The 25,436-nt window shown below is 69.7% G+C and carries 25 protein-coding genes, 2 tRNA genes and 1 pseudogene; 6 read left to right on the top strand and 22 right to left on the bottom strand.

Annotated elements, in window-relative coordinates; translation table 11 throughout:
• Nucleotides 1–11 precede the first annotated feature (11 nt).
• From deoC to AC3RXZ_RS00855, 7 genes are all read right to left on the bottom strand, one after another.
• Nucleotides 12–980, bottom strand: coding sequence for a deoxyribose-phosphate aldolase (gene deoC, locus AC3RXZ_RS00885; RefSeq protein ID WP_491493485.1), 969 nt, complete (start codon nt 978–980; stop codon nt 12–14).
• Between the two features lie 29 nt (nt 981–1,009).
• The gene (locus tag AC3RXZ_RS00880; RefSeq protein WP_491492881.1) at nt 1,010–1,945 is read right to left on the bottom strand and encodes a sugar-binding transcriptional regulator; all 936 of its coding nucleotides are present in this window, start codon (nt 1,943–1,945) and stop codon (nt 1,010–1,012) included.
• Between the two features lie 173 nt (nt 1,946–2,118).
• Entirely contained in the window at nt 2,119–2,760 is a 642-nt protein-coding gene (locus AC3RXZ_RS00875; RefSeq protein ID WP_243225931.1) for an ATP-dependent Clp protease proteolytic subunit, read from the bottom strand.
• Between the two features lie 20 nt (nt 2,761–2,780).
• Nucleotides 2,781–3,377: an ATP-dependent Clp protease proteolytic subunit gene (locus AC3RXZ_RS00870; RefSeq protein WP_491492880.1), complete on the bottom strand. Its 597-nt coding sequence runs from the start codon at nt 3,375–3,377 to the stop codon at nt 2,781–2,783.
• A gap of 55 nt (nt 3,378–3,432) precedes the next feature.
• Entirely contained in the window at nt 3,433–3,951 is a 519-nt protein-coding gene (locus AC3RXZ_RS00865; protein ID WP_491492879.1) for a tetratricopeptide repeat protein, read from the bottom strand.
• Between the two features lie 68 nt (nt 3,952–4,019).
• Nucleotides 4,020–5,504 (bottom strand): trigger factor, encoded by a 1,485-nt coding sequence (gene tig, locus AC3RXZ_RS00860; RefSeq protein WP_491492878.1) that lies wholly within the window; start codon nt 5,502–5,504, stop codon nt 4,020–4,022.
• A 60-nt stretch (nt 5,505–5,564) separates the two neighbouring features.
• A tRNA-Pro gene (locus AC3RXZ_RS00855) sits at nt 5,565–5,638 on the bottom strand.
• A gap of 120 nt (nt 5,639–5,758) precedes the next feature.
• Between AC3RXZ_RS00855 and AC3RXZ_RS00850 the strand changes: the two genes are divergently transcribed.
• The 6 genes from AC3RXZ_RS00850 to AC3RXZ_RS00825 all read left to right on the top strand — a co-directional run bounded on the left by AC3RXZ_RS00850 (nt 5,759) and on the right by AC3RXZ_RS00825 (nt 9,932).
• Nucleotides 5,759–5,832: transfer RNA gene (locus tag AC3RXZ_RS00850), tRNA-Gly, on the top strand.
• A 27-nt stretch (nt 5,833–5,859) separates the two neighbouring features.
• Complete coding sequence (locus tag AC3RXZ_RS00845) at nt 5,860–7,056, top strand: hypothetical protein (protein ID WP_491492877.1); 1,197 nt, start codon at nt 5,860–5,862, stop codon at nt 7,054–7,056.
• 145 nt (nt 7,057–7,201) lie between these two features.
• Nucleotides 7,202–7,780, top strand: a complete 579-nt coding sequence (locus AC3RXZ_RS00840; protein ID WP_491492876.1) for an alternate-type signal peptide domain-containing protein — start codon at nt 7,202–7,204, stop codon at nt 7,778–7,780.
• Between the two features lie 21 nt (nt 7,781–7,801).
• Nucleotides 7,802–8,302: a hypothetical protein gene (locus tag AC3RXZ_RS00835; protein WP_491492875.1), complete on the top strand. Its 501-nt coding sequence runs from the start codon at nt 7,802–7,804 to the stop codon at nt 8,300–8,302.
• Entirely contained in the window at nt 8,299–8,793 is a 495-nt protein-coding gene (locus tag AC3RXZ_RS00830; RefSeq protein WP_491492874.1) for a hypothetical protein, read from the top strand. The genes AC3RXZ_RS00835 and AC3RXZ_RS00830 overlap by 4 nt, the downstream gene beginning before the upstream one ends.
• On the top strand, nt 8,790–9,932 hold the full coding sequence (locus AC3RXZ_RS00825) for a signal peptidase I (RefSeq protein ID WP_491492873.1): 1,143 nt from the start codon (nt 8,790–8,792) through the stop codon (nt 9,930–9,932). The genes AC3RXZ_RS00830 and AC3RXZ_RS00825 overlap by 4 nt, the downstream gene beginning before the upstream one ends.
• Nucleotides 9,933–9,964: 32 nt before the next feature.
• Here AC3RXZ_RS00825 and AC3RXZ_RS00820 read toward each other — a convergent pair whose 3' ends face one another.
• The 15 genes and pseudogenes from AC3RXZ_RS00820 to AC3RXZ_RS00750 form a co-directional block, all read right to left on the bottom strand.
• Entirely contained in the window at nt 9,965–10,318 is a 354-nt protein-coding gene (locus tag AC3RXZ_RS00820) for an RNA polymerase-binding protein RbpA (RefSeq protein WP_243225942.1), read from the bottom strand.
• Nucleotides 10,318–10,566, bottom strand: coding sequence for a preprotein translocase subunit SecG (gene secG / locus AC3RXZ_RS00815; RefSeq protein WP_243225943.1), 249 nt, complete (start codon nt 10,564–10,566; stop codon nt 10,318–10,320). Before secG ends, AC3RXZ_RS00820 begins: the two co-directional genes overlap by 1 nt.
• An 82-nt stretch (nt 10,567–10,648) precedes the next feature.
• Nucleotides 10,649–11,452: a triose-phosphate isomerase gene (gene tpiA, locus AC3RXZ_RS00810; RefSeq protein ID WP_491492872.1), complete on the bottom strand. Its 804-nt coding sequence runs from the start codon at nt 11,450–11,452 to the stop codon at nt 10,649–10,651.
• A complete protein-coding gene (locus tag AC3RXZ_RS00805) occupies nt 11,449–12,672 on the bottom strand; it encodes a phosphoglycerate kinase (RefSeq protein WP_243225946.1) in 1,224 nt (407 codons plus the stop codon). Before AC3RXZ_RS00805 ends, tpiA begins: the two co-directional genes overlap by 4 nt.
• Nucleotides 12,673–12,681: 9 nt before the next feature.
• Nucleotides 12,682–13,692, bottom strand: a complete 1,011-nt coding sequence (gene gap / locus AC3RXZ_RS00800) for a type I glyceraldehyde-3-phosphate dehydrogenase (RefSeq protein ID WP_243225948.1) — start codon at nt 13,690–13,692, stop codon at nt 12,682–12,684.
• Between the two features lie 103 nt (nt 13,693–13,795).
• Nucleotides 13,796–14,422, bottom strand: a complete 627-nt coding sequence (locus AC3RXZ_RS00795; protein WP_243225949.1) for a superoxide dismutase — start codon at nt 14,420–14,422, stop codon at nt 13,796–13,798.
• A 144-nt stretch (nt 14,423–14,566) separates the two neighbouring features.
• Nucleotides 14,567–15,544, bottom strand: a complete 978-nt coding sequence (whiA, locus tag AC3RXZ_RS00790; RefSeq protein WP_243225950.1) for a DNA-binding protein WhiA — start codon at nt 15,542–15,544, stop codon at nt 14,567–14,569.
• 68 nt (nt 15,545–15,612) lie between these two features.
• Entirely contained in the window at nt 15,613–16,485 is an 873-nt protein-coding gene (rapZ, locus tag AC3RXZ_RS00785) for an RNase adapter RapZ (RefSeq protein WP_243225951.1), read from the bottom strand.
• Nucleotides 16,486–16,510: 25 nt separating this feature from the next.
• Entirely contained in the window at nt 16,511–18,406 is a 1,896-nt protein-coding gene (gene uvrC, locus AC3RXZ_RS00780) for an excinuclease ABC subunit UvrC (RefSeq protein ID WP_491492871.1), read from the bottom strand.
• Nucleotides 18,406–21,294 carry an excinuclease ABC subunit UvrA gene (gene uvrA, locus AC3RXZ_RS00775; protein ID WP_243225953.1) on the bottom strand — a complete coding sequence of 963 codons (2,889 nt, stop codon included), beginning with the start codon at nt 21,292–21,294 and terminating at the stop codon, nt 18,406–18,408. Before uvrA ends, uvrC begins: the two co-directional genes overlap by 1 nt.
• 94 nt (nt 21,295–21,388) lie before the next feature.
• Nucleotides 21,389–21,889 carry a hypothetical protein gene (locus AC3RXZ_RS00770; RefSeq protein ID WP_491492870.1) on the bottom strand — a complete coding sequence of 167 codons (501 nt, stop codon included), beginning with the start codon at nt 21,887–21,889 and terminating at the stop codon, nt 21,389–21,391.
• Nucleotides 21,886–23,184: a DUF58 domain-containing protein gene (locus AC3RXZ_RS00765; protein ID WP_491492869.1), complete on the bottom strand. Its 1,299-nt coding sequence runs from the start codon at nt 23,182–23,184 to the stop codon at nt 21,886–21,888. The genes AC3RXZ_RS00770 and AC3RXZ_RS00765 overlap by 4 nt, the downstream gene beginning before the upstream one ends.
• A pseudogene (locus tag AC3RXZ_RS00760) lies at nt 23,181–24,148 on the bottom strand (AAA family ATPase). The gene AC3RXZ_RS00765 and the pseudogene AC3RXZ_RS00760 overlap by 4 nt, the downstream one beginning before the upstream one ends.
• Nucleotides 24,145–24,654 (bottom strand): hypothetical protein, encoded by a 510-nt coding sequence (locus AC3RXZ_RS00755; protein ID WP_491492868.1) that lies wholly within the window; start codon nt 24,652–24,654, stop codon nt 24,145–24,147. The pseudogene AC3RXZ_RS00760 and the gene AC3RXZ_RS00755 overlap by 4 nt, the downstream one beginning before the upstream one ends.
• Nucleotides 24,651–25,337 carry a DUF4129 domain-containing protein gene (locus tag AC3RXZ_RS00750; RefSeq protein ID WP_491492867.1) on the bottom strand — a complete coding sequence of 229 codons (687 nt, stop codon included), beginning with the start codon at nt 25,335–25,337 and terminating at the stop codon, nt 24,651–24,653. The genes AC3RXZ_RS00755 and AC3RXZ_RS00750 overlap by 4 nt, the downstream gene beginning before the upstream one ends.
• Nucleotides 25,338–25,436: the final 99 nt, after the last annotated feature.

The raw sequence follows: 25,436 nt of genomic DNA, 5'->3' as shown, positions 1-25,436 counted from the left end.
TCGTGTCCCTGTCAGTCGATCGTGACGTAGTCGGGGCCGGAGTAGTGGCCGGTGGCGAGCTTCTGCCGCTGCAGGAGCACGTCGTTCAGCAGGCTCGAGGCGCCGAACCGGAACAGGTGCGGTTGCAGCCATTCCTCGCCGGCCGTCTCGGCGACCGTGACGAGGTACTTAACGGCATCCTTCGAGGAACGGATGCCGCCGGCGGGCTTCACCCCGATCCTCTCGCCCGTCGCGCGGTACCAGTCGCGCACGGTCTCGAGCATGAGCAGCGTGGTCGGCAGGGTCGCCGCCGGCTGCACCTTGCCGGTCGAGGTCTTGATGAAGTCACCTCCGGCGAGGATGCCGAGCCACGATGCCCGCTTGATGTTGTCGTAGGTGTTGAGCTCCCCGGTCTCCAGGATCACTTTCAGCGAGGCGTAGGTGCCGTCCTCCCGGCGGCACGCCTCCTTGACCCGCGCGATCTGCTCGAAGACGAGACCGTAGCGCCCGGACAGGAACGCGCCCCGATCGATCACCATGTCGATCTCGTCCGCACCGGCGGCCACCGCCTCCGCCGTATCGGCGAGCTTGATGTCCAGCGAGGCGCGGCCGCTCGGGAACGCGGTGGCCACGGCCGCCACGGAGATCTTCCCGTCGTCGGGATCCCCGTGCAGGCTCCCGAGCGCGTCCACCGCGTACGGCACCATGTCGCCGTACACGCACACGGCCGCGACGAGCGGAGTCGTAGGTTCGGCGGCGTCCGGGGTCTTCGCCTTCGCGACCAGGGATCGCACCTTTCCCGGGGTGTCCGCCCCCTCGAGCGTGGTCAGGTCGATGAGCGAGATGATCCGGTCGAGCGCCCAGGCCTTGGAGCTCGTCTTGATCGAGCGCGTACCCAGGCCCGCTGCCCGCTGCTCGAGCCCCACGGCGTCGACGCCTGGGAGGCCGTGCAGGAAGCGCCGCAGCGTCGCGTCATCGGGTTCACCGCCCAGCACGTCCACCGCAGTCCTGCGGGCGAGTTCCTTCGTGGTCACTGTTCCTCCAACAATGCTCTGGCTGTGGTCTCATCGGTCACCAGGATCCGGCACAGGCCGCTGGTCACGACTGTACGCGCGATGTCGTGCTTGGCGGCACCGGAGGTGACGAAGATCGTGCTTCGCGCGGCGCGGAGACGGTCCAGCCCGACTCCGACCGTGCGGGCGTCGAGCTCGGGGTCGACGATGTTGCCGTCCGCGTCGACGTATCGCCCGAGCACGTCGCCCACGGCGCCGCGACGGGCGAGCTCGGCGACGTCCTCCTCGTCGAGGTAGCCGTTCTCCACGTGAGCGGAGGTCCGATCGCACGGACCTGCACTGAACAAGAACGCGTTCGCGGCCTCCGCCTGAGCGAGCACGCCGGCGACGGTGCGGTCAGCCTCGATCGCCTGTTTGGTCTCGATGCGCTCCAGGATGGCGGGACTCGGCAGGAGCGCGACCTGACCGGACGCGCGCTGGGCGATCGTGGCCGCGAGCTGCGCCGCCCCACCCGAGCGCCGGTTCAGGCTCACCCCGCCGTTGAGCTGGACGACCGTGACGCCGTGCGCCCATCCGTCGGCGAGGGCCTCTGCGACGGCGGTCAGCGTGCGGCCCCAGCTGACGCCGAGCACGCGGGGCACGGGGCGGAGGGCGGCGAGATGGTCCGCTGCTCCCTGCGCGACCCGCTCCAGCGTCATGGCGTCGTCGTCCGCAGCGGGCACGATGACGGCGTCCGCGAGGCCGAATGCCTCGGTGACAGCGCGCTCGAGTCCGAGACGGCGCGCCCGGGGATGCACGATCTCGATGCGGACGATGCCGCGCTCGCGAGCCTGCGCCAGGAGCCGACCGACCTTCCAGCGCGAGATCTTGAGGAGCGCGCCGATCTCGTCCTGCGTCCTGCTCTCGTCGTAGTAGAGCTCGGCGACGCGCACGGTGAGCAGATCGTCGTCCACGGCATCCTCCCTTCTCCTCCAGGGTAACGCCGGACCGACGCATGCGCGGGGTCTTGCTCATATGAGCAGCATCGCACCGGGCGCGCCCACATCCGCGGGCGAGCGGGACTCCCGGGCATGCGAAAGGGCGGCCCAGCAGAATGCCGGACCGCCCTTCGAACGCGTCGTGAAGGTCAGCCGCGCTTGCGCGTGGTGAGGACCTGATCGACGATGCCGTACTCCAGCGCCTCGCTCGCGGACAGGATCTTGTCGCGATCGATGTCACGGTTGATCTGCTCCGCCGGCTTGCCGGTGTGCTTCGCCATGGTCTCCTCGAGCCAGGTCCGCATGCGGAGGATCTCCGCGGCCTGGATCTCGATGTCGGAGGCCTGACCGTGACCCGCCTCCCCCATCGCGGGCTGGTGCATGAGCACGCGCGCGTTGGGAAGCGCCAGCCGCTTGCCGGGTGCTCCGGCCGCCAGCAGCACGGAGGCGGCGGATGCCGCCTGCCCGAGCACGACGGTCTGGATCTGCGGTGCGACGTACTGCATCGTGTCGTAGATCGCCGTCATCGCGGTGAACGATCCGCCGGGCGAGTTGATGTACATCGTGATGTCGCGCTCGGCGTCCTGGCTCTCGAGCACGAGCAGCTGCGCCATGACGTCATCGGCCGATGCGTCGTCGACCTGGACTCCGAGGAAGATCACGCGGTCCTCGAACAGCTTGTTGTAGGGGTCCTGGCGCTTGAAGCCGTAGGCCGTGCGCTCCTCGAACTGCGGGAGCACGTAGCGGCTGGACGGCAGGTCGCCTGCGGAGCGGAAGGTGGGGGTGTACATGGGATTCCTTTCGCGTCCGCTTACTTGCTGCTCTGGTCGGTGCCGCCGCCGCCGTGGACGTCGCTGGCGTGCTCGCGGATGTGGTCGACGAAGCCGTATTCCAGCGCCTCATCGGCCGTGAACCAGCGGTCCCGGTCTCCGTCGGCGTTGATCTGCTCGACGGACTTGCCCGTCTGCGTCGCAGTGATCTCGGCGAGGCGCTTCTTCATCGAGAGGATCAGCTGCGCCTGCGTCTGGATGTCGCTCGCGGTGCCGCCGAACCCGCCGTGCGGCTGGTGCAGCAGCACACGGGCGTTCGGCGTGATGTAGCGCTTGCCCTTGGTGCCGCTGGTCAGCAGCAGCTGGCCCATGGACGCGGCCATTCCGATGCCGACCGTGACGATGTCGTTGGGAACGAACTGCATGGTGTCGTAGATGGCCATGCCCGCCGTGATGGAGCCGCCGGGCGAGTTGATGTAGAGGTAGATGTCCTTCTCGGGATCCTCGGCGGCGAGAAGAAGGATCTTCGCGCAGATCTCGTTGGCGTTCTCGTCGCGCACCTCTGATCCGAGCCAGATGATGCGGTCCTTCAGCAGCCTGTCGAAGACGCTCGTCGCGACAAGGGGTTCTGCAGCCATTTCAGCTCCTGTTTCCGTGTTCGGTGATTCGAATCTACCGGCGACAACGCGGCGCTCAGGTCGTGTTCGCCGTCGGCATATCGGGTGTCGTCCCGGCGATCTGCCTCGCGTACGCCGTCATCGAACGGTGGTAGCGCGGCAGGTGCGGCACGAGTGCCAGCAGCGCCACCGAGAGACCACGCGCCGGCTGGCCGGCGCTGGCCAGGGTGAGGGCGTGAACAGCCGCGACGGCGTCGCGGTACGGCGAGTCGGGATGCGCGTCCGTCTCGGCCGAGACCAGTGCCAGCGCCTCGTCGTACGCGCCGACGTTGCGCAGCGAGCTCGCGAGCTGGACCACTGCCTGCGGCCGGTGCTCCTCGTCCAGGCCGAGTTCCAGCGCGCGGCGGTACAGGGCGATGGCCTCCGCCTCGCGTCCGGCCGAGTCGCGCGCACCCGCGCGTTCGAACGCGGCGCGGGCGTCGTCGGCGCCGCGCTCGGCGGCGAGGGCGTCGATCCGGGCGATGATCTCGTCATCGACGGGCTCCCCCGCTGCGGCCGCCCAGATCTCGTCGACCCGCTCATCCCACGTCTTCATGTCTTCCTTCCGATATGCGAGAAGGCGGATGCCGAAGCATCCGCCTTCTCGTCAGGATCGCGCAGCGATCACTCGGCCTTGTCGGCCGCCTTCTTGGCCGGAGCCTTCTTCGCCGCCGGCTTCTTGGCCGCGGGCTTCTCAGCGGGAGCCTCGGCGTCGTCGGCCTTCTTCTTCGCGGGAGCCTTCTTGGCCGCCGGCTTCTTGGCCGGAGCCTTCTCGGCAGGCTTCTCGTCCTCCTGCGCCTCGGCGGAGTCATCCGCCGACTCGTCCTCGTCCTCGACGGCGATGAAGTCGCTGAGGTCGACGGCCTTGCCGTTGGTGTCGACGACGGTCACCTTTCCGAGAGCGATCGCGAGAGCCTTGTTGCGGGCGACCTCGCCGACCAGCGCGGGGAGCTGGTTCGAGGACTGCAACGCCTCGACGAACTCCTGCGGCGCCATGCCGTACTGCGCGGCCGACTGGATGAGGTACTGCGACAGCTCCTCCTGCGAGACCTGGACGTCGGCCTGCTCGGCGATCGTGTCCAGGAGCACCTGGGTGCGGAACTGCTTCTCGCTCGCCTCGGTGACCTCGGCGCGGTGCTCGTCGTCCTCGAGACGGTTCTCGGACTCGAGGTGGTTGTGCACCTCGTCCTCGATCAGCTGCGGCGGGACCGGGATCTCGATCTTCTCGAGCAGCGTCTCGACGAGCTGGTCGCGCGCGGCGGAGCCCTGCGTGAACACGCCCTGCTGGTTGACGCGCTCGGCGACGCTCTCGCGCAGCTCGGCGATGGTGTCGAACTCGCTCGCGATCTGGGCGAAGTCGTCGTCGGCCTCGGGAAGCTCGCGCTCCTTGACGGCCTTGACGGTGACGGAGACCTCGGCCTCGCTGCCGGCGTGGTCGCCGCCGACGAGCTTGGAGCGGAACGTGGTGTCCTCACCGGCGGTGAGCGACTCGATCGCGTCGTCGATGCCCTCGAGCAGCTCGCCGGAGCCGACCTCGTAGGACACGCCTTCGGCGCGGTCGATCTCGGCGCCGTCGATCGTGGCGACGAGGTCGAGCTCGACGAAGTCGCCCTTGGCCGCGGGGCGGTCGACGGGGATCAGCGTGCCGAAGCGGCCGCGCAGGCGGTCGAGCTCGGCGTCGACGGCTGCCTCATCGGTCTCCACGGCGTCGACGGTCAGGGTGATGCCGTCGAACGAGGGCACCTCGATCTCGGGGCGGACATCGACCTCGATGTCGACAAGCAGATCGCCTGAGAAGTCCTTCTCGCTCGGCCACTCGATGATCTCGGCGGACGGGCGGCCCACGATGCGGATCTTGTGCTCGTTGGCGGCGGCGCGGAAGAACCCGTCCAGGCCCTCGTTCACGGCGTGCTCGATGACCGCGCCGCGGCCGATGCGCTGGTCGATGATCGGCGCGGGAACCTTGCCCTTGCGGAAGCCGGGGATCTGCACGTCCTGCGCGATGTGCTCGTACGCGTGCGCGATGCTGGGCTTGAGGTCCTCGGGGGTGACCGTGATGCTGAGCTTGACCCGGGTCGGGGTCAGCTTCTCGACGGTGCTGTTCGCCATGCTGGTGTGTTCTCCTTGTGGTTCCCGCGCGGGAGCGCGGCGTGAAGCGTGTGGACGGAGTCGGGGCGACAGGATTTGAACCTGCGACCTCCCGCTCCCAAAGCGGGCGCTCTACCAAGCTGAGCTACGCCCCGGGGAATCCGCGCGCAGATTCAGCCCTAGGAAGTCTAACGGACGAGAGCAGTCCCGTCTGTCCGCTATGCTGGACCGGTCGGTGCTCAGGCTCCGGCCGGTCTCCCGGGCTTCCGGGGTCCGGGGGTGTAGCTCAATGGTAGAGTTCCAGTCTTCCAAACTGGCTGTGCGGGTTCGATTCCCGTCACCCCCTCCACTCTTCCGCTCGTCGTAAGGGGGCGTCGTGCACGAACGGCCCTCCGACGGCGGGCACGACTTCCCGCCGCTGCTGGCCGGCTCCTCGGATGGCCCCGAGCCGCCGCGCGCTCGGCGGGGTCGGCGACGCGTCATCGGGGGTGTGCTCATCGGGCTCGTCCTCGTCGGCGCGGGCGCCGGCGTCCAGGTGGCAGCCCACCTCGGCTACGATGAGGCGCTGGTCGCGTTCCAGGATGCCGCGACGGTCGTCGAGAACGATCAGATCGAACTCGCGGCGGATGCCGAACAGCTCCGGCTGGAAGCGGACGCCGCAGGCGAGATCGCCGCGGCCGACAGCGGAACCCTCATGCCCGCCGAAGCGCGCGGGACGCTCGACGCGGCGATCTCGGCCGCGACCCCGGCGCTCGAGGATGCGGATGCCGCGGCCACCGCGGCGATCCCCACGGCGGACTCCAAGCCCATGTGGGCCTGGGACCTGTTCGCAGAGAAGGGACTGCTGGAGGAGGAGACGGCCGCGCTCGAGGGGCGGCAGGATGACATCGCCGAACAGCGCGATGCCCTGTCGGAGACCGGCGCGACCGTCGAGGAATCCGCCGTCGCGGCCGTCCAGGCCGCCGCGGCTGCGGCTGCCGATCTGGAAGCCGCGCACGTCAACGCACGCAACCCGGAGATCGTGGCGCTGCGTGCTTCGGCGGCCGATGTCACCGTCGCGGTCGCCGCACTCGACGCCGAAACGGTGACGCTGTACTCCCAATTGGAGTCGGCGGCGGCCGCCCTTCTCGAGAGCGAACAGGCCGAGCTCGCCGAGAAGGCCGGGCCGCTGCATGATGCGCGCGTCGAGATCGAGGCCTTCGCGCGGTCCCTCGCGCCCGACGTGCTCCTCGACTTCGACTGGTCGCCCACCGTCCCCGGATACGACGGACCCTCCAACGGGGGCTGGACGACCTGGTGGTACGGCGACCCCGGGTATGCGACCATCGCGCTATCGGACTACATCGCCGAGTCCTGGCCCGCTTCATGGGCCAAGGCGCTCGTCGCGCACGAGGTCGGCCACGCGATCAGCGTCAAGTGCGAGGCGATGTACGACTCGTCGAACCAGGACACGATCGAGGAATGGGCGACGGCCTGGGCGATCGGCATGGGCTTCACCGACCCGGCCAACGGCACCGACGTCTACGGCGCCCCATCGAGCGCGATGATCGACGCCGCAGCGGCCTGCCGCTGAACCCGGTCACCGCCCCTTGCGCGCCCGCTCGGCACCATTCGACATGCTTCGGCCACTCGATATATCGGTATACACCGACGCGGAAGCGCACTACGCTTGCGCGCAACGGCCGGATGTCCCCCATGCGTCCGGCGAGAGGGGATCGATGATGGACGAACCGGTTCAGAACCAGTCCGAGGGCCGCGCCGGAGGCACGCGGACGAAGGCGATCGTCGCAATCGCGGCGGGTGCCGTGCTCCTGCTCGGAGGAGGCGGCACACTCGCGTACTGGTCGACGACAGCGACGCTCGGCGGAGGCACCGTCGTCAGCGGCGACCTGGATCTGCAGCCGGCCGGCGCCAGTACGTGGACGCTGACGCCGGAGGGAGGAACGGCCGTTCCCGTGACCGACCTGAGCGCGATCGACATCGTGCCGGGCGACACTCTGACCTTGACCGGCGACTTCGCGCTCACCCTCGTCGGTGACAACCTGGTCGCCGATCTCGTGGTGGCGGACATCGCGACACTGCCCACCGGCATCCTCCCACCGGTCGTCAGCGTCACCGACGACACCGGTGCGGTGTTCCCCGGGACCGGGCTCACCGACGCTCTGAACGGCGAGGTCGTCTCTGTCGAGGTCGCGTTCCAGTTCGATCCCGCGACCACCGGGACCACGCTCACCACGACGGACTTCGTCTTCGAGGACGTGTCGCTGACGCTCTCCCAGGTCGATCCGACGCCCTAGTCGGCATCTCTGCGGGATGCCGTGAAGCGGCGCGTTCTCCTCGGAGCCGCTGCGGGAGCCGTGCTGGCTCTCGCAGCGGCGACCGGCGTGTCCGCCTACTGGCAGGCGCAACAGACGCTCCCCGGAGGCACAGCCACCAGCGGCGACCTCGACATCCAGGTGGCGTGGGCGGGCGGCACGGCGTGGAGCCCGATCGCACCAGGCGGGACGACCTCCAAGCGCGCCACCATCACGGTCGTCGGCACGGGAACGAACCTGAGCACGCGCCTCACGGCCGTGACAGCGAACGCCGCCGCGTTCAACGCATACATCACGCGATCGGTCAGCCTGGACGACTGCACCGGCGCGCCGGGGGCCGCGCTGCCCAGTGCGGGCTACCCCTCCAGCGGCGGTCTCTCACCCGGGGCGCAGGTGACCGTGTGCGTCCGGTACACGCTGTCACCCTCCGCTCCGTCGAGCCTCCAAGGTCAGAACCTGACCCCCACGGTGACCTTCGCGCTCACGCAGCGAGGTGGCGGATGAGCACACCCCGCCGTCGCTCTCGTGTCCGCCTCGCGATCACCGCCGCGCTCGCCGTCGTCCTCGCCGCCGGCAGCTCAGGCGCGAGCGCCCACTGGTCGGTGTCGAACACGCACACGGGGACGTCCACCGCGGGTGTCACCCTGCCTGCGCCGACGTCGATGTCCTGCGTGAACCAGTCGATCCTGCTGGTCTCCGTGGCCAGGGTGTCCTGGTCGACGGTCGCCGGCGCGACGGGCTATCGCGTCGTGGTGACGAGAGCCTCCGGAGGCGCTCCGCTCACCATCGATCAGACCACCACCTCGATCGACCTGAGCAGCGGCGTCCTGGGCGACCTGCTCACCGGATTGCTGGCGCCCACCGTGCTGACCGTGCGGGTCGCACCGACCTACAGCGCGGGAAACGGCGCCTGGGTCTCGTCGAACACCCGCGCCTACACCGCGAATGCCGCTGTTCTCCCGATCGGCACGACATGCGGGGCGGCGGTGCCATGACCCCCGCCATCCGCCGCTCCCCCGGCCGGCGCGTGCGCGGCATCCTCACCGGCGTCCTGCTCGTGATCCTGTGCGTGCTCGCGCTGTTCACCGTCGTCGTCCCGTTCGTCCTGGGCGCGCAGAGCTACACCGTCCTCACCGGCAGCATGCGTCCCTCCCTGGAGCAGGGACACCTGATCGCCGTGCGTCCCACGCCGATCGAGGACATCCGCGTCGGGGACGTCATCACCTATCAGCGACGCTCCGGAGAACCCGAAGTCGTGACCCATCGCGTCGTCGCCGTCGGCGTCGACGGCACCGGAGAGCGCATCCTGACCACGCAGGGCGACGCCAACAACGTCGCCGACGCGGAGCCCGTGCGCGCCGTGCAGGTGCGCGGAGCGCTGGTCTACGCCGTCCCGTGGCTCGGTTGGATCAACATCTGGGCGACACCGGCGGTCAAGTCCGTCGTGGTCGCCGCGATCGGGGTGCTCGCCATCGCATGGGGTCTCGCCGCCCTGATCCACGATGTCGTCCGTCGTCGACGCGCCGCGTCGGTCGCCGCCGTCGGCGTCGTCGCCGTCGTGCTCGCCGGTGCGCTCGGCCCCGGCGCATCGCTCCCTGCGACGGCCGCTGAGGAGCGACCCCGCGTGCTCCTCAGCGACGACGGCCTCACCTGGACGGATGCGGGAACGCTGCGCCTCCTCGACGACACCGACGCGATCGTTCCCGGCGACACGATCGCCCTCGAACTCTGGGTACGCAACGCGTCCGACGACCTCGCCGATCTGCGGATCACGCTCTCCTGGATCCCGACGGACCCGGGTGACCCCGGCGATGTCGCGCTCGCCGAGCATCTGGAGACGGCGACCACAGCACTCCTGGAGCGGGAACTGCGTCCCGGTTCCGACGAGCGGCTGCCGCTCCGGCTGATCTTCCCGTCGACCTCCGGCAACGAGTCCCGTGAGGCATCCGTCGGACTTGAGGTCACCGCGACGCTCAGCCATAGTGCCGAATCCGCCCCGCCGCCCGGAGCCGACCCGCTTCCGGCCACCGGCGCAGATCCCCCTGTCGCCGCGATCGCCGCCGCGGGAGTCCTCATGCTGACCGGTGCCGCAGTGCTCATCACCCGGAGGACGCGGAAAGACCGCCGCGCCTGACGGTCACGACGGTCTTTCCGGATGCTGTGGCGCTACTGACCGCGGCGCTCGCGCAGCTGCGTCAGCGCGTCCTCGAGAAGCTGCTCGGCCTCGTCGTCGGTGCGACGCTCCTTCACATAGGCGAGGTGCGTCTTGTACGGCTCGGTCTTCGACAGCGCCGGGGGGTTGTTCTTGTCGCGTCCCGCCGGAAGCCCCGAGTTCGGGTGGTCGATGATGTCGGGGATCTCCTCTTCCGGGAGCCCGGCGGCGAAGTAGCGGACGGTCTCGTTGCCGAGTCCGTCCCAGTAGGACACCGCGATGCGGTCGGCGTGGTAGCCGTGGTCCTGTTCGCCCATGGGCCCGGAACCGACTCGGGTCCCGCGGATCGCGTTTCCTCCGGTGGCCATCAGATCACCTCGAACTTCGTGATGAGGCCCAGCGCGACGATCGCGATGAACCAGGCGAGCGCGAGCACGACCGTGAAGCGGTTCAGGTTCCGCTCCGCCAGGCCGGACGAGCCGACGGCCGTCGACATCCCGCCGCCGAACATGTCGGACAGACCGCCGCCGCGCCCCTTGTGGAGAAGGATGAGAAGAGTCAGCAGGACGCTCGTGATGCCCAGCACGACCTGCAGGACGAACTCAAGAACTTGCACGTGAAAAGCCTTTCGCTCGGGCCGGAATGCCCGCGTAACGGTCAAGTATACGGTGCGGCGGGGCGAAGGCCCCGCCGCACACTCACACGCCGACGTGCTTCTGGTAGCGGATGATGGCGGCGAACTCGTCGACCACGAGGCTCGCCCCGCCGACGAGCGCGCCGTCCACGTCGGGCTCGCGCATGAAGCTGGCGATGTTCGAGGACTTCACCGAGCCGCCGTACAGGATGCGCGTGCGGGCCGCGGCATCCGCGTCCAGCACGTCCGCGAGCACTCCGCGCAACGCGGCGCACACGTCCTGCGCCTGCTGCGGGGTCGCCGCCTGACCGGAGCCGATCGCCCACACCGGCTCGTAGGCGACGACGATGTCCGCAGAAGCGGGAACACCCTCGAGAGCGGCCTTGAGCTGACCGGCCGGCACCGCACTCGCGCCGAACTTCTCCAGGTCCTCAGCCGTCTCGCCGACGCAGATCACGGGCACAAGACCGTGCTTGAGCGCGGCTTTGACCTTCGCCGCCACGACGTCGTCGGACTCGGCGTGGTACTCGCGCCGCTCCGAGTGGCCGATGATGACGTAGGTCGCGTCCAGCTTGGCGAGGAACGCTCCGGACACCTCGCCGGTGTACGCGCCGGAATCGTGGGCGGAGACGTCCTGCGCGCCGAGCGCGAACGGGATCTTGTCGGCATCGATCAGCGTCTGGACGCTGCGGATGTCGGTGAAGGGCGGGAACACGGCCACCTCGACCGAGTCGCCCTCGTGACCGGCGTCCTTGAGCGTCCAGTGCAGCTTCTGCACCGTCGCGACCGCCTGCAGGTGGTCGAGATTCATCTTCCAGTTGCCCGCGATCAGCGGGGTGCGCTTGTTCTGCGCAGCAGACGCGTTCATCGAGCTGTCGCCCATCCGAGGACCTCCAGGCCGGGGAGTTTCTTGCCCTCGAGGAACTCGAGGCTGGCTCCACCACCGGTGGAGATGTGACCGAAGCGGTCGTCGTCGAAGCCGAGCTGGCGCACGGCGGCGGCCGAGTCGCCGCCTCCGACGACGCTCAGACCGTCGACGGCCGTGAGCGCCTCGGCGACGGTCTTCGTGCCGCTCGCGAACGCCGGGAACTCGAAGACGCCCATCGGGCCGTTCCAGAACACGGTCTTCGAGCCGCGGATCGCGTCGGCGAACGCCGCGGCGGTCTCCGGTCCGATGTCGAGTCCGATGCCGGCGGTGCCGGCTGCGGTCGACTCGATCGCGTCGACGGACACGGTCTCGTGCGCGGCATCCGCGGCAAAGGCCGCCGCGACCACGACGTCCGTGGGCAGCAGGATCTCGACGCCGCGCTCCGCCGCCTCGGCGATGTAGCCGCGCACCGTGTCGAGCTGGTCCTCCTCGAGGAGGCTCGATCCCACCGCGAAGCCCTGAGCCTTCAGGAACGTGAAGAGCATGCCGCCGCCGATCAGCAGGCGGTCGACCCGCGGGAGCAGGTGCGAGATCACGCCGAGCTTGTCGCTGACCTTCGAACCGCCGAGCACCACCGTGTAGGGCCGCTCGGGATTCTCGGTCAGGCGGTCGAGCACGTCGAGCTCCGCAGCGATCAGCATTCCCGCCGCGGAGGGCAGGATCTCCGCGAGGTCGTAGACGCTCGCCTGCTTGCGGTGCACGACGCCGAAGCCGTCCGAGACGAGCACGTCGCCGAGGCCGGCGAGCTGCTGTGCGAACGCCTGGCGCTCGGCATCGTCCTTCGAGGTCTCGCCGGAGTTGAAGCGCAGGTTCTCGATCACGGCGATGCCGCCGTCCTCGAGGGCGGCGACCGCCTCCTGAGCCGATTCACCCACGGTGTCGCGGGCGAACGCGACGGGCTTGCCGAGCAGCTCGGACAGGCGCTGAGCGACCGGAGCGAGGCTGTACTTCGCATCCGGCGAGCCGTCGGGACGGCCCAGGTGCGAGCAGACGATCACGCGAGCGCCGGCGTTGAGCAGCGCGTTCAGGGTCGGCAACGAGGCGCGGACACGGCCATCGTCCGTGATGACCCCGTCCCGCAGGGGGACGTTGAGGTCACAACGGACGATGACGCGCTTGCCCTCGAGCGACCCCAGGGATTCCAGGGTGCGCAGAGACATGTTCGGTTCTCAGAGACGCTCGGCGACGTACTCGGTCAGGTCGACGAGACGGTTGGAGTAGCCCCACTCGTTGTCGTACCAGCTCGAGACCTTGATCAGGTTGCCGCTGACGTTGGTGAGCGTCGAGTCGAAGATCGACGAGTGCGGGTTGTGCACGATGTCGCTCGACACGATCGGGTCGGCGTTGTACTGCAGGAAGCCCTTGAGCCGGCCCTCGGCCGCTGCCTTCTGGTACGCCGCGTTGACCTCGTCGACCGTGAGGTCCTCACGCGTCGTGATGAGCGTGAGGTCGACGATGGAGCCGGTGGGGACCGGAACGCGGTAGGACGAGCCCGAGAGCTTGCCGTTGAGCTCCGGCAGGACCTCGCCGATGGCCTTGGCCGCGCCGGTGGACGCCGGGGTGATGTTGATCGCCGCGGCGCGCGCGCGACGCAGGTCACCGTGCGGACCGTCCTGAAGGTTCTGGTCGGCCGTGTAGGCGTGGGCGGTCATCATGAACCCGCGCTCGATGCCGAACGCCTCGTTGAAGACCTGCGCCAGCGGGGCGAGGCAGTTGGTGGTGCACGAGGCGTTGGAGATGATGTGGTGCGAGGCCGGGTCGTAGGTGTCCTCGTTCACGCCCATGACGAACGTGCCGTCGACGCCGGTGCCCGGAGCCGAGATGAGGACCTTCTTGGCGCCCGCGTCGATGTGCTTCTTGGCGGCCTCGGCCTTGGTGAAGAAGCCGGTCGACTCGATGACGATGTCGACGCCCAGCTCGCCCCAGGGAAGGTTGGCGGGGTCGCGCTCGGCGAACGCCTTGATCTCCTTGCCGTTGACTGTGATGCTGTCCTCGTCGAAGCTGATGTCGGCGTCCAGCACGCCCCCGACGGAGTCGTACTTCAGCAGGTGCGCCAGCGTCTTGTTGTCGGTGAGGTCGTTGACAGCGACGATCTCGATGTCTGCGCCCTGCGCGAGGGCCGCGCGGAAGTAGTTGCGTCCGATGCGGCCGAAGCCGTTGATGCCGATCTTGACAGACACTCAGGTCTCCCTGTTTCTCGTGCGCTCGCGCGCTGTATTGATAGAGAAGTTCGTGGACGACGGCGTCCCGACGGGCAGAAGTCCGTCGGGACGCCCGTCTTGTCTACGACAGTACCAGCAGGCCGTCCGTCTGCTTGCGGGCGACGTCGAGGCGCTGCGCGACGTTCTCCCAGTTGGCGATGTTCCACGCGGCCTTCACGTAGTCCGCCTTGACGTTGAGGTAGTCGAGGTAGAACGCGTGCTCCCACATGTCCAGCTGGAACAGCGGGATGGTGCCCTGGGCGGTGTTGGCCTGCTGATCGAACAGCTGCTGGATGATCAGCCGTGCGCCGATCGGGTCCCAGCTGAGGACGGCCCAGCCGGAGCCCTGGATGCCGGTGGCCGCAGCCGTGAAGTGCGCCTGGAACTTCTCGAACGAGCCGAAGAACTCGTCGATCGCCGCCTTCAGCTCGCCCTCCGGCTGCCCGCCGCCGTTCGGGGACAGGTTGGTCCAGAAGATCGAGTGGTTGACGTGACCGCCGAGGTTGAACGCGAGGTCCTTCTCGAGCTTGTTGACGTTGGCCAGGTTGCCGGTCTCGCGCGCCTCGGCGAGGCCGTCGAGCGCGGCGTTCGCCCCCGCGACGTACGCCGCGTGGTGCTTGTCATGGTGCAGTTCCATGATCTTGCCGCTGATGTGCGGCTCGAGCGCCGCGAAGTCGTAGGGAAGGTCGGGGAGCGTGTAGGTCGCCATGTCGATTTCATCCAATCCGCGCCGCGCCGCGGCGCTTGCCGGTCCTCCGCGCCGCCCAGATGCGACGCGGAGCAGACGGTTTCCATCCTAGTGACGACAACGCGCACCGGGAGGGGAACCTTCCGCGGGATGACGAATGTGTCGTCAGACGTCGAGACCGGCGGGGACGGCGGCCTCGGTGCCGGGGATGCCCTCCGACTGTGCGCGCTTGTCGGCCATGGCGAGGAGGCGGCGGATGCGTCCGGCGACGGCGTCCTTCGTCAGCGGCGGGTCGGCGTGGTGACCGAGCTCGTCGAGGCTCGCGTCGCGGTGCGCGAGGCGCAGTTCTCCGGCGACCTTGAGGTGATCCGGGACCTCGTCGCCGAGGATCTCGAGGGCGCGCTCGACGCGCGCGCACGCCGCGACCGCCGCCTGGGCGGACCGGCGCAGATTGGCGTCGTCGAAGTTCACCAGGCGGTTGACGCCGGCGCGCACCTCGCGGCGCTGGCGCATCTCCTCCCAGGCCGCCGCGGTTCCGGCAGCCCCCATCTGGGTCAGGATCGAGCGGATCGCCTCACCCTCGCGCACGACGACGCGCGGCATGCCGCGCACCTCGCGCGCCTTGGCCGCGACGCCAAGCCGGTGCGCCGCACCGACCAGGGCCATGGCGGCCTCGGAGGACGGGCATGCGACCTCGAGCATGGCGGAGCGTCCGGGCTCGGACAGCGAGCCGGCGGCGAGGAACGCGCCGCGCCAGAGACCGGCGATCTCCTCGCGCGACCCGGTGGTGAGCCGGTTCGGCAGGCCGCGCACGGCGCGCCGACGCTGGTCGAGCAGGCCCGTCTGACGCGCCAGCGTTTCCCCCGCACCGATCACGCGGACCGCCCACCGGGCGCCGTCGTTCGCGCTGGAGGACTGGACCTGGGCGATCTCGGGACGCACACCGTAGATCTCGGCCAGGTCCCTCGCCACGCGGCGGGCCAGGGTCTCGGCATCCACTTCGGCCTCGACGGCCACACGGCCGGCGATCGAGTGCAGTCCCCCGGCGAAGCGGAGGATCGCTGTGACCTCCGCGACGCGCACCGTGGGGGGCGCGTTCCGGATGCCGACCAGCTCTGCCTTGACGTCGGTGGTTAGTGCCACGAGACTCCTCTTCGCTCAGTGCACCGGATCGCGGCGCGAAGGACAAGCCTACTCGGCTCGGAGGATTCTCACTCGCGCCCGAGGTCGCGATGACGCACGTTCACGGCGACGCCGGGCACCTGCGCGAGGCGCCGCGCGAGCTCCTCCGCCGTCGCGACCGACCGGTGCTTGCCGCCCGTGCACCCGATCGCGACCGTGGAGTGACTCTTGTTCTCGCGCTGATAGCCCTCGAGAACCGGGACAAGGGCCTTCGCGTAGGCATCCAGGAACTCCTGCGCACCTTCACGCGAGAGCACGTACTCGCGGACCTGTTCGTCCTGACCGGTGAGCCCGCGCAGCTCGTCCATCCAGAACGGGTTCGGCAGGAACCGCATGTCGGCGACGAGGTCGACGTCGGTGGGCAGCCCGTACTTGAAGCCGAAGCTCAGCAGCGTCAGCCGATGCCTCGCCGCCCCCTCCTCCGAGAAGATCTCCGAGGTCTTGGTGGCGAGCTGATGGATGTTGAGGGTCGAGGTGTCGATGACGATGTCGGCGGCCTCGCGAACCAGCGTGAGGCGGGACCGCTCCACGCGGATGCCGTCGAGCAGCGTCCCGTCGCCCTGCAGCGGGTGCGGCCGGCGCACGGCCTCGAAACGCCGCACGAGCACGTCGTCGGAGGCGTCCAGGAACAGCACCTGGACGGATCCGCGCGAACGCAGGGCCCTCGCGACGTCCGGCAGGTCGTCGAAGAGACCGCGGCCGCGCACGTCGACGACCGCAGCGACCTTGGGCAGCGCGCCGCCGCCGAGATCGGTCAGATCGAGCAGCGGCCGCAGCATCTGCGGAGGCAGGTTGTCGACCACGTACCAGCCGAGATCCTCCAGCGCGTTGCCGACCGTCGTGCGTCCGGCACCGGACATGCCGGTGACGATGAGGAACTGTCCTTCGCCCTCGCCTGCCATCGGTACTCCCTCCCGTACCTCAACCCTATCGACTGGCGAGGTGCGCGTGGATGCCCTGGGCCAGGGCGGGGCCGATGCCCGGGACCTGCTGGATCTCCTCCGGAGTGGCCGCGCGGAGCCGTGCCACCGAACCGAAGTGCTTCAGAAGCACCTTGATGCGTGCGGCGCCGAGCCCGGGGACCTCGGCGAGGATCGTGCTGATGTCCCGCTTGCGGCGCTTGCGCTGATGACTGATGGCGAACCGGTGCGCCTCGTCGCGCAGGCGCTGCAGCAGGTACAGCGCCTCGCTGGTGCGCGGCAGGATGACCGGGAAGTCGTCGCCCGGCAGCCAGATCTCCTCCAGGCGCTTCGCGATGCCGCACAGCGCGATCTCGGTGTGACCGGCATCCTGCAGAGCGCGGGCCGCGGCCGCCACCTGCGGTTGACCGCCGTCGACGAGGAGCAGCTGCGGCGGGTACGCGAAGCGCGGACGCCGGCGGGTGGTCGCGACCTCGCCCTCGGCCAAGGGATCGACGGGGAGGTCTTCCTCCTCCGGCGCATCGAGGTGGGCGAGCCGCCGGCGCAGCACCTGATACATCGAGTCGGTGTCGTCGGTCGTCTCGGCGATGTTGAAGGACCGGTACTGGTCCTTCCGGGGCAGACCGTCCTCGAAGACGACCATGGAGGCCACGACGTTCGTCCCCTGCAGATGCGAGATGTCGTAGCACTCGATCCTCAGCGGAGCCTCCTCGAGGCCGAGCGCCTCCTGCAGGTCGGTGAGGGCCTGCGTGCGCGCGACGTAGTCGCTGGTGCGCTTCGTCTTGTGACGGATGAGGGCCTGCTGGGCGTTGAGCGTGGCCGTGCGCATGAGCTCGGCGCGCTGGCCGCGCTGCGCCACGGCGATCTCCACCTTGCGCGCGCGCCGGCCTCGCAGCCACACCTCGAGCTCGGCCGCGTCGTCCGGCAGGGTCGGCACGAGGATGCGGCGCGGGATCTCGCCGTCGGCCGCCTCGCCGTACACGCGCTGCAGGACCTGGTCCACGAGCTCACCCGAGGACACGTCGATCTCCTTCTCGATCGTGGACGCCCGTACGCCTCGGACGCGCCCTCCCCGGATCACGAAGTGCTGCACCGCGGCCGACAGCTCGTCCTCGGCGATGCCGAACAGGTCGGCGTCCTCATCGGCGGGGAGCACGAGCGCGCTCTTTCCGAGCACCGCCTCGATCGCCGAGAGCTTGTCGCGGTACTTCGCGGCCGCCTCGTAGTCCATCGCCGCCGAGGCCTCGCGCATGCGCCGCGTCAGCTCTCGGGTGAAGCGCTCGTCTCCGCCGGCCATGAAGGCGACGAAGTCGTCGACCATCGCGCGGTGCTCCTCGATGGTGCAGGTCATCGAGCACGGCCCCCCGCACTTGCCGATCTGCCCGGGGAAACAGGGGCGTCCGGTCTGCATGGCCCGCTTGTAACTGGCGTCGCTGCAGGTGCGGATCGGGAACGCCTTGATCATCAGATCGATCGTGTCGTGAACGGCCCACACCTTCGGGTAGGGGCCGAAGTAGCGGGCACCGGGGATTCTCCGGTTGCGCGTCACGATCACGCGCGGCGCCTCGTCCGCCATCGTGATCGCCATGAACGGATAGGACTTGTCGTCCTTGTATCGCACGTTGAACGGCGGATCGAACTCCTTGATCCACATGTACTCCAGCTGCAGGGAGTCCACGTCCGTGGACACGACCGTCCACTCCACCGATGCCGCGGTCGTCACCATGCGCCGCGTGCGCTCGTGCAGTGTGCGCAGCGGGGCGAAGTAGTTCGACAGCCGCTGACGCAGGTTCTTGGCCTTGCCGACGTAGAGCACGCGCCCCTGCGCATCGCGGAACCGATACACACCGGGATCGGTGGGAATCTCCCCCTGCTTCGGCTTGTACGGCAGGACGTCCGCCATCAGCCGGCCTTCCGCACCTGGCGCCCTCCGCCGAGGATCTCGGAGAGGAACTGCCCGGTGTGGCTGTCCTCGACCGCGGCGATCTGCTCCGGCGTTCCGGTGGCGAGGATCTCTCCCCCGCCCGAACCGCCCTCCGGCCCGAGGTCGATGACCCAGTCCGCCGACTTGATGACATCGAGGTTGTGCTCGATGACGATCACCGTGTTGCCCTTGTCGACCAGTCCGTTCAGCACCTCGAGGAGCTTTCGCACGTCTTCGAAGTGCAGACCAGTGGTCGGCTCGTCCAGCACGTAGATGCTGCGGCCGTTGCTGCGGCGCTGGAGCTCGGTGGCGAGCTTGACGCGCTGCGCCTCGCCGCCGGACAGCGTCGTGGCGGACTGCCCGAGGCGCACATACCCCAGCCCCACGTCGACGAGCGTCTTCATGTAGCGGTGGATCGCCTGGATCGGCTCGAAGAACTCCGCGGCCTCCTCGATCGGCATCTCCAGGACCTCGGCGATGTTCTTGCCCTTGTAGTGCACGGCCAGCGTGTCGCGGTTGTACCGCTTGCCGTGGCACACCTCGCAGTCGACGTACACGTCGGGCAGGAAGTTCATCTCGATCTTGATCGTGCCGTCACCCGAGCACGCCTCGCAGCGCCCGCCCTTGACGTTGAAGCTGAACCGGCCCGGCTGGTAGCCGCGCACCTTCGCCTCCGGAGTCTCGCTGAAGAGCGTCCGGATGCGGTCGAAGACGCCGGTGTAGGTGGCGGGGTTCGAGCGCGGCGTGCGGCCGATCGGCGCCTGATCGACGTGGATGACCTTGTCCAGGTTGTCCAGGCCCGTCACACGTGTGTGCTTGCCGGCGAGCGAGCGGGCGCCGTTGAGCTTCGAGGCCAGCACGCGGTACAGGATGTCGTTGACGAGGGAGGACTTCCCGGAGCCGCTGACGCCGGTGACCGCCGTGAGGACGCCGAGCGGGAACTCGACGTCGACGTTCTTGAGGTTGTTCTCCCGAGCACCGACCACCTTGAGCATCCGGCGCTTGTCGAGCTTGCGGCGCTTACGCGGAGTGGGGATCTCGCGCCGTCCGGCGAGGTAGTCGCCGGTCATGGAGCCCTTCTCGGCGAGCAGGGCGGTGTACGGACCCGAGTGCACGACGTCGCCGCCGTTGACGCCGGCGCCGGGGCCGATGTCCACCACCCAGTCCGCAGCCTCGATGGTCTCCTCGTCGTGCTCGACGACGATCAGGGTGTTGCCGAGGTCGCGCAGCGTCAGCAGCGTCTCGATGAGGCGCCGGTTGTCGCGCTGGTGCAGGCCGATCGACGGCTCGTCGAGCACGTACAGCACTCCGGTCAGGCCGGAGCCGATCTGCGTCGCCAGCCGGATGCGCTGGGCCTCGCCGCCCGACAGCGAGCCGGCGGATCGGCTGAGATTGAGGTAGGACAGCCCCACCTGGAGGAGGAAGTCCAGGCGCAGCCGGATCTCGCGCAGCACCTGGGCGGCGATCTTCGCCTCGCGCTCCGTCAGCGTGAGCTTCTCCATGAACGCGCGGGCCTCGGCGAGGCTGAGGTGCGAGACCTCCGCGATCGAGTGCCCGTGCACCTTGACCGCCAGGACCTCGGGCTTGAGACGGTTGCCGTCGCACACCGGGCACGGCACCTCGCGGAGGTACTCGCCCCAGCGCGCACGCTGCGTGTCGCTCTCGGCCTGCGCGTACTGTCGCTCGATGTACGGCACCACGCCCTCGAAACCCGAGGCGTATCGCATCTCACGGCCATAGCGGTTCTTCCACTTCACCGTGACCTTGTAGTTGTCTCCGCGGAGCACGGCATCCTGCACGTCGACGCGCAGATCGCGCCACGGCGTGTCGAGCGAGAAGTTCAGGTCGCGGGCGAGTCCCTCGAGCAGGCGCTCGTAGTACTGGAAGAGCCCCTTGCCCTGGGTCGTCCAGGGGATGATGGCGCCCTCGCGGATCGACAGCTCCTCGTCGCCGAGCATGAGGTCGACGTCGACCGACATCCGCGTGCCGAGCCCGGAGCACGCCGGGCAGGCGCCGAAGGGAGCGTTGAACGAGAACGTGCGCGGCTCGATCTCGGTGAGAGTGATGGCGTGCCCGTTGGGGCAGGCGAGCTTCTCGGAGAAGGATTGCCACGCGGCATCCCCCTCCTCGTCGACGAAGTTGATCTGCATCACGCCGCCGGCGAGTCCCAGCGCCGTCTCGACCGAATCCGTGACCCGGCCGAGGATGTCGTCCGAGGCGACCAGGCGGTCGACGACGACGGCGATGTCGTGCTTGTAGCTCTTCTTGAGAGTCGGGGGCTCGGCGAGCTGGATGAGCTCGCCGTCCACGATGGCGCGCGAGTAGCCCTTGGCGCCGAGCTCGCGGAAGAGATCGACGAACTCGCCCTTCTTCTGCGACACCACCGGCGCGACGATCTGATAGCGCGTGCGCTCGGGCAACTCCATGAGCTGGTCCGCGATCTGCTGGACGGTCTGCCGCTGGATCCGCTCGCCGCACTCCGGGCAGTGCGGAACGCCGATGCGCGCCCAGAGCAGACGCATGTAGTCGTAGATCTCGGTGATCGTGCCGACCGTGGAGCGCGGATTGCGGTTGGTCGACTTCTGATCGATCGACACCGCCGGACTCAGCCCCTCGATGAAGTCGACGTCCGGACGGTCGACCTGACCGAGGAACTGGCGCGCATACGCGCTCAGCGACTCGACGTAGCGACGCTGTCCCTCCGCGAAGATCGTGTCGAACGCGAGGCTGGACTTCCCGGAACCGGACAGGCCGGTGAACACGACGAGCGAATCCCGGGGGATGTCGATGTCGACGTTCTTCAGATTGTGTACGCGGGCACCGCGAACACTGAGTTTTCCAGGGCTGGAGACGGGAACGATGGGCACCGAACAAGTCTACGAGGGACCACCGACACTTCGGCTCGCTTCGCTCACTCAGTGCATCGCATCGGCGCCGAGAGGGCACTCAGGCTCGTTCCCGTCACCGGCGCACGCGCCGCAGCAGCAGCACAGCCAGCGCCACGACGCCGACCGCCCCGACCGGTGCGATCCAGGCGGCGCCCGCGCCGTCCGCGGCGGGGAGAAGCACGGCGCAGGCGGCCGCGGCCTGCCCGATCGCCTGCGCCACCGCGAAGCGCAGGGCCGTCGGGCGCAGGGCCCGCAGGGCGATGCGGGAGCGCACCGGCATCGTGAGCGAGAGCGTCGCCAGCACGTGCCCCGCGTGCACGGCCAGAACGGCCAGGCAGGCACGACCGAGGTCCGCGGGCTGCGTGAGCAGCGCGAGAGGGAGGAGGAGCACCGCGAACCACGCCAGACCGGTCTGCGGCAGGATCGCGCCGGCGACGACCGCTATCACCGCGATCACCTGCCAGCCGATTCCCGCCTGGAGCAGCCAGACGGCGCCTCCGACGACGAGCACGAGAAGGACTCGCACCAGGCCGGCGGGGACCCAGGCGCCGATCACGAGACGATCGTCGGTCATCGCCGCGCTCCCGCTCGCGAACGCGCGAGCACGCCGAGGGCGCTCGTGGCCTCGGCGTCCCAGCGCACGATCTCGACCCCGGCCGCCGCGAGGTCGTGGAACATGTCGTCCCGCTCGGCGACCACGAGACGCAGCGCGAGACGCTGCTCCGGAGACAGCCGGGAGCCGTCGAGGTCGGGCAGGGTGTCGACGGCGAGCACGCGATGACCGGCGGCCCGCCACTTCAGTGCCAGCTCCGCTGCGGCACCGTCGAAGAACGTCGACAGCATCGCGATCATCGAGCCGTGCGGCACCGGCGGCGTGCGCCGATAGCGGCTGTCGTCTCCGGATCGTCCGGTCGACGCGATCGCCGCGACGACCCGGGTGAGATGCCGCGACCCCGTGCCGCTGCGCAGCGAGCGCCCGCCCTGCACCAGTACGTGGTAGGCCACGCGGTCCCCGGCGGCCACGGCGGACGTGGCGAGCGCTCTCGCGGCCTCCCGCGCGTTGTCCAAGGAGGTCCCGCCGCTGCGTTCCCGGTCACCGCTCCCCCAGGTCGCGACGACTTCGCCGAGGTCGTCGGCCGCGTCGACCGCGATGACGACCGAGGCATCGCTGAGGGTGTCCGTGCGCCGCACGAACAGCTCGCCGGGACGGCGCGCCGCCCGCGCGGTGGCGCGCCAGTCGACTCGGCGCAGCTCGTCTCCCGGGGCGAACGGGTGGATGTCCCGGAAGTCGCCGCCCTGCCCGGGACGCGATCCGTCGTGGGCGCCGTGCAGCCCAGTGAGACGAGGGGGCAGCGGCAGCTCCGGCAGCTCCCGCGGCGCCGGTGCCACCGCGCGGCGCTGGACGACCGCGTCCTGCACTTCGCCCGTGAGAGCCGCGTCTCCGCTCAGACCGCGCGCACGGACGCGGACCGAGTCGACCGGACCGGAATGCCTGCTGCGGCTGCGCGCCGTGAGCACCGCGTGCCCCGGGACGAACACCCGGCTGCGGCGCCGAGCGGACTGCACGACGTGGAGCTCCGCGATCTCGGCATCCTCGTCGACCACGATCTCGTCCGTCAGCCACCCGTCCTCCGCGTCGGGGACGCCTCGCACGCGAATCGACGATGCGGCGGCCCCGTCCCGGGCAGGACGATCGCGCTCGGCGTCCAGCACGAACAGGGCCCAGACGGCGAGCGGCGTCGCGAGGGCGACGATGTCGGGCCGGGACAGCGCGAGTCCGGCCCCCGCGAGTCCCACCGCCGCGCCGATCGCGATGAGCAGTGCCGGGGTGCGATGCCACCGTCGCCGCGCTTCGGACCCTGACGTCACCGCGCGGCGCTCACGGTCGGCGGCACGGCCACGTCGGCGACGAGGCCTGCGACCACCCTCGCCGGATCGACTCCCTGCGCCCAGGCCTGCGGGGTGAGGGTGAGGCGATGCGCGAGCACGGGGACGGCGATCCGCTTGATGTCGTCCGGCCGCACGTAGTCGCGCCCGTCGAGCGCCGCAAGGGCGCGTCCGAGCAGCAGCAGCGACTGCGAGCCGCGCGGAGACGCGCCGACGGCGACCTGCGGAGCCGAGCGGGTCGCGCGGGCGAGGTCGACGCAGTAGCGGGCGACATCCGGGTCCACGTGGATGGTCTCCACCGCGGCCTGCAGTTCGCGCAGCCGCGCCGCATCGATCACGGCCGCGACGGTGGTCTCCTCGCGGCGGCGCCGCACGCGGCCGAGCAGGATCTCGGTCTCCCCCTCGGGTTCGGGGTACCCGACCGAGAGGCGCACCATGAAGCGGTCCAGCTGTGCCTCGGGCAGAGCGTAAGTCCCCTCGTACTCGATCGGGTTCGCGACGTCGCGACGACGTGGAAGGGGCGCTCCAGGGGGAAGCTGTTGCCCTCGACCGTGACCTGGCGCTCCGCCATCGCCTCGAGCATCGCGGACTGCGTCTTGGGGGTGGTGCGGTTGATCTCGTCGGCCAGGAGCAGCCCGGTGAAGATCGGCCCAGGGCGGAACACGAACTCGGCCGTGTCCGGTGCGTACACGTACGAGCCCGTGACGTCTCCCGGAAGCATGTCCGGAGTGCACTGCAACCGCCGGAAGTCGAGTCCGAGAGCCGCGGCGAGGCTCCGCGCGGCGAGCGTCTTCCCCAGGCCCGGCACGTCTTCGAAGAGGACGTGCCCACCGGCGAGGATCGTGCCGAGCGCGATCTCCAGCGTGTCGTCCATCCCCACGACGACCGTGCGCACGGCCTGCAGGATCCGCGCCCCGGTCTCGGCGATCTCGGTGGTGTCGGTCATTCTCGCTCCTGCTCTCCCGTGGTTCTCGATGTCTGTCGGTCCGCATCCTCGGTTCCCGCGGCGAGCCGGTCGGCGGCGTCCAGGGCGCGCCGGATGTCCGCGCTCTGCACCTGACGGGCGGTGAGGCGATCCCAGAGCCCGGCTCCGAGGAGAGCGTCGACCCTCCCCCGCTGGTGCGGGTCGTCGACGTCCACGCCGCGGCGCCCGAGACGACGCCGCAGGATGCCACGGACGCGGCGTCCGACGATCTCGCCGGCGACCCCCGTGCGCGGGTTGAACGCCCAGGACAGCCGCGAGATCTCCGAGCCGCGCCCTGCCGCGTCATCCTCCTCGCGCGGGCCGTCGTCGATGACGGCCTCGGTTCCGCGCAGCGCGGCCAGGAAGACGACTGCCGCCGCGAGGATCCCGCCGCTCAGGGCGAACAGCGGCTCCAGCCCGAACAGCATCAGGGCGGTCGTCGCGAGGATCAGCACGATCACCGCGACGATCATCCTTCGCAGCGTCACCGCCATCCCTCCTGGATGTTCGCGAGCGCCTGCCGCGCGCGCATCCGATCATCCTCGCCCGCCCGGTGTCCCGCGAAGCGAACGCGCTCGTACAGGTGAAGAAGAGCGTCGGCGTCACCCGCCACGTCGACGCGCGACGCGATCACCCGCAGAGTGAACTCCGACGGCGTCTCGCTGCGTCCTCGCGACATGCCCGCATCCGACGCGGTGTCCTCGAGCCCGATCCATGCCGCGACGATGGCATCCGCCGGATCCGGATGCGCGTCGATCTCCTGCAGTGCGGACGCGATCCCGCGCCGGATCGCCGGCGCGGTGCGCTCCGGATCCGGCGCCGTCTCCGCGACGTGGTCCTCGGGTCCCGCGGAGGCGCCGGCGCGGCGTGGGAGCCGCTCAGCCCACGCGCGCAGGATCGCCCTCACGAGGAAGAAGAGCACGATGCCGAGCACGACGGCTCCGAGCACGAGCAGGATCGTCGACACCACCTGGGCCGCGGTGTCCCCCGTCTGCGGATCGACCGGCAGCGGCGTGGCCTCCTGCGTCGGCATCGCCTCGGGGCCGGGTCGCGGCGCTGTCCAGGCATCGATGTCGGGCGGATCGAATCGGGCGGTCCCCTGCGCCGAGGCCGCGATCATCACCACGAGAAGCAGGGCGGCCACGGCGCCGATTCCGAACACTCGCCTCATGCGTGCTCGTGGATCCGGTCGCCGCAGTGCATGCCTCCACACTAGAAGACCGGCCGGGTCCGCGACCGCGGTGTGGAAAGGTCGGACGACGCGCAGCGC

Source organism: Microbacterium cucumeris (genome assembly GCF_058349845.2).
Note: the sequence above shows the minus strand (reverse complement) of the source record. Positions and strands in the feature narration are given on the sequence as shown.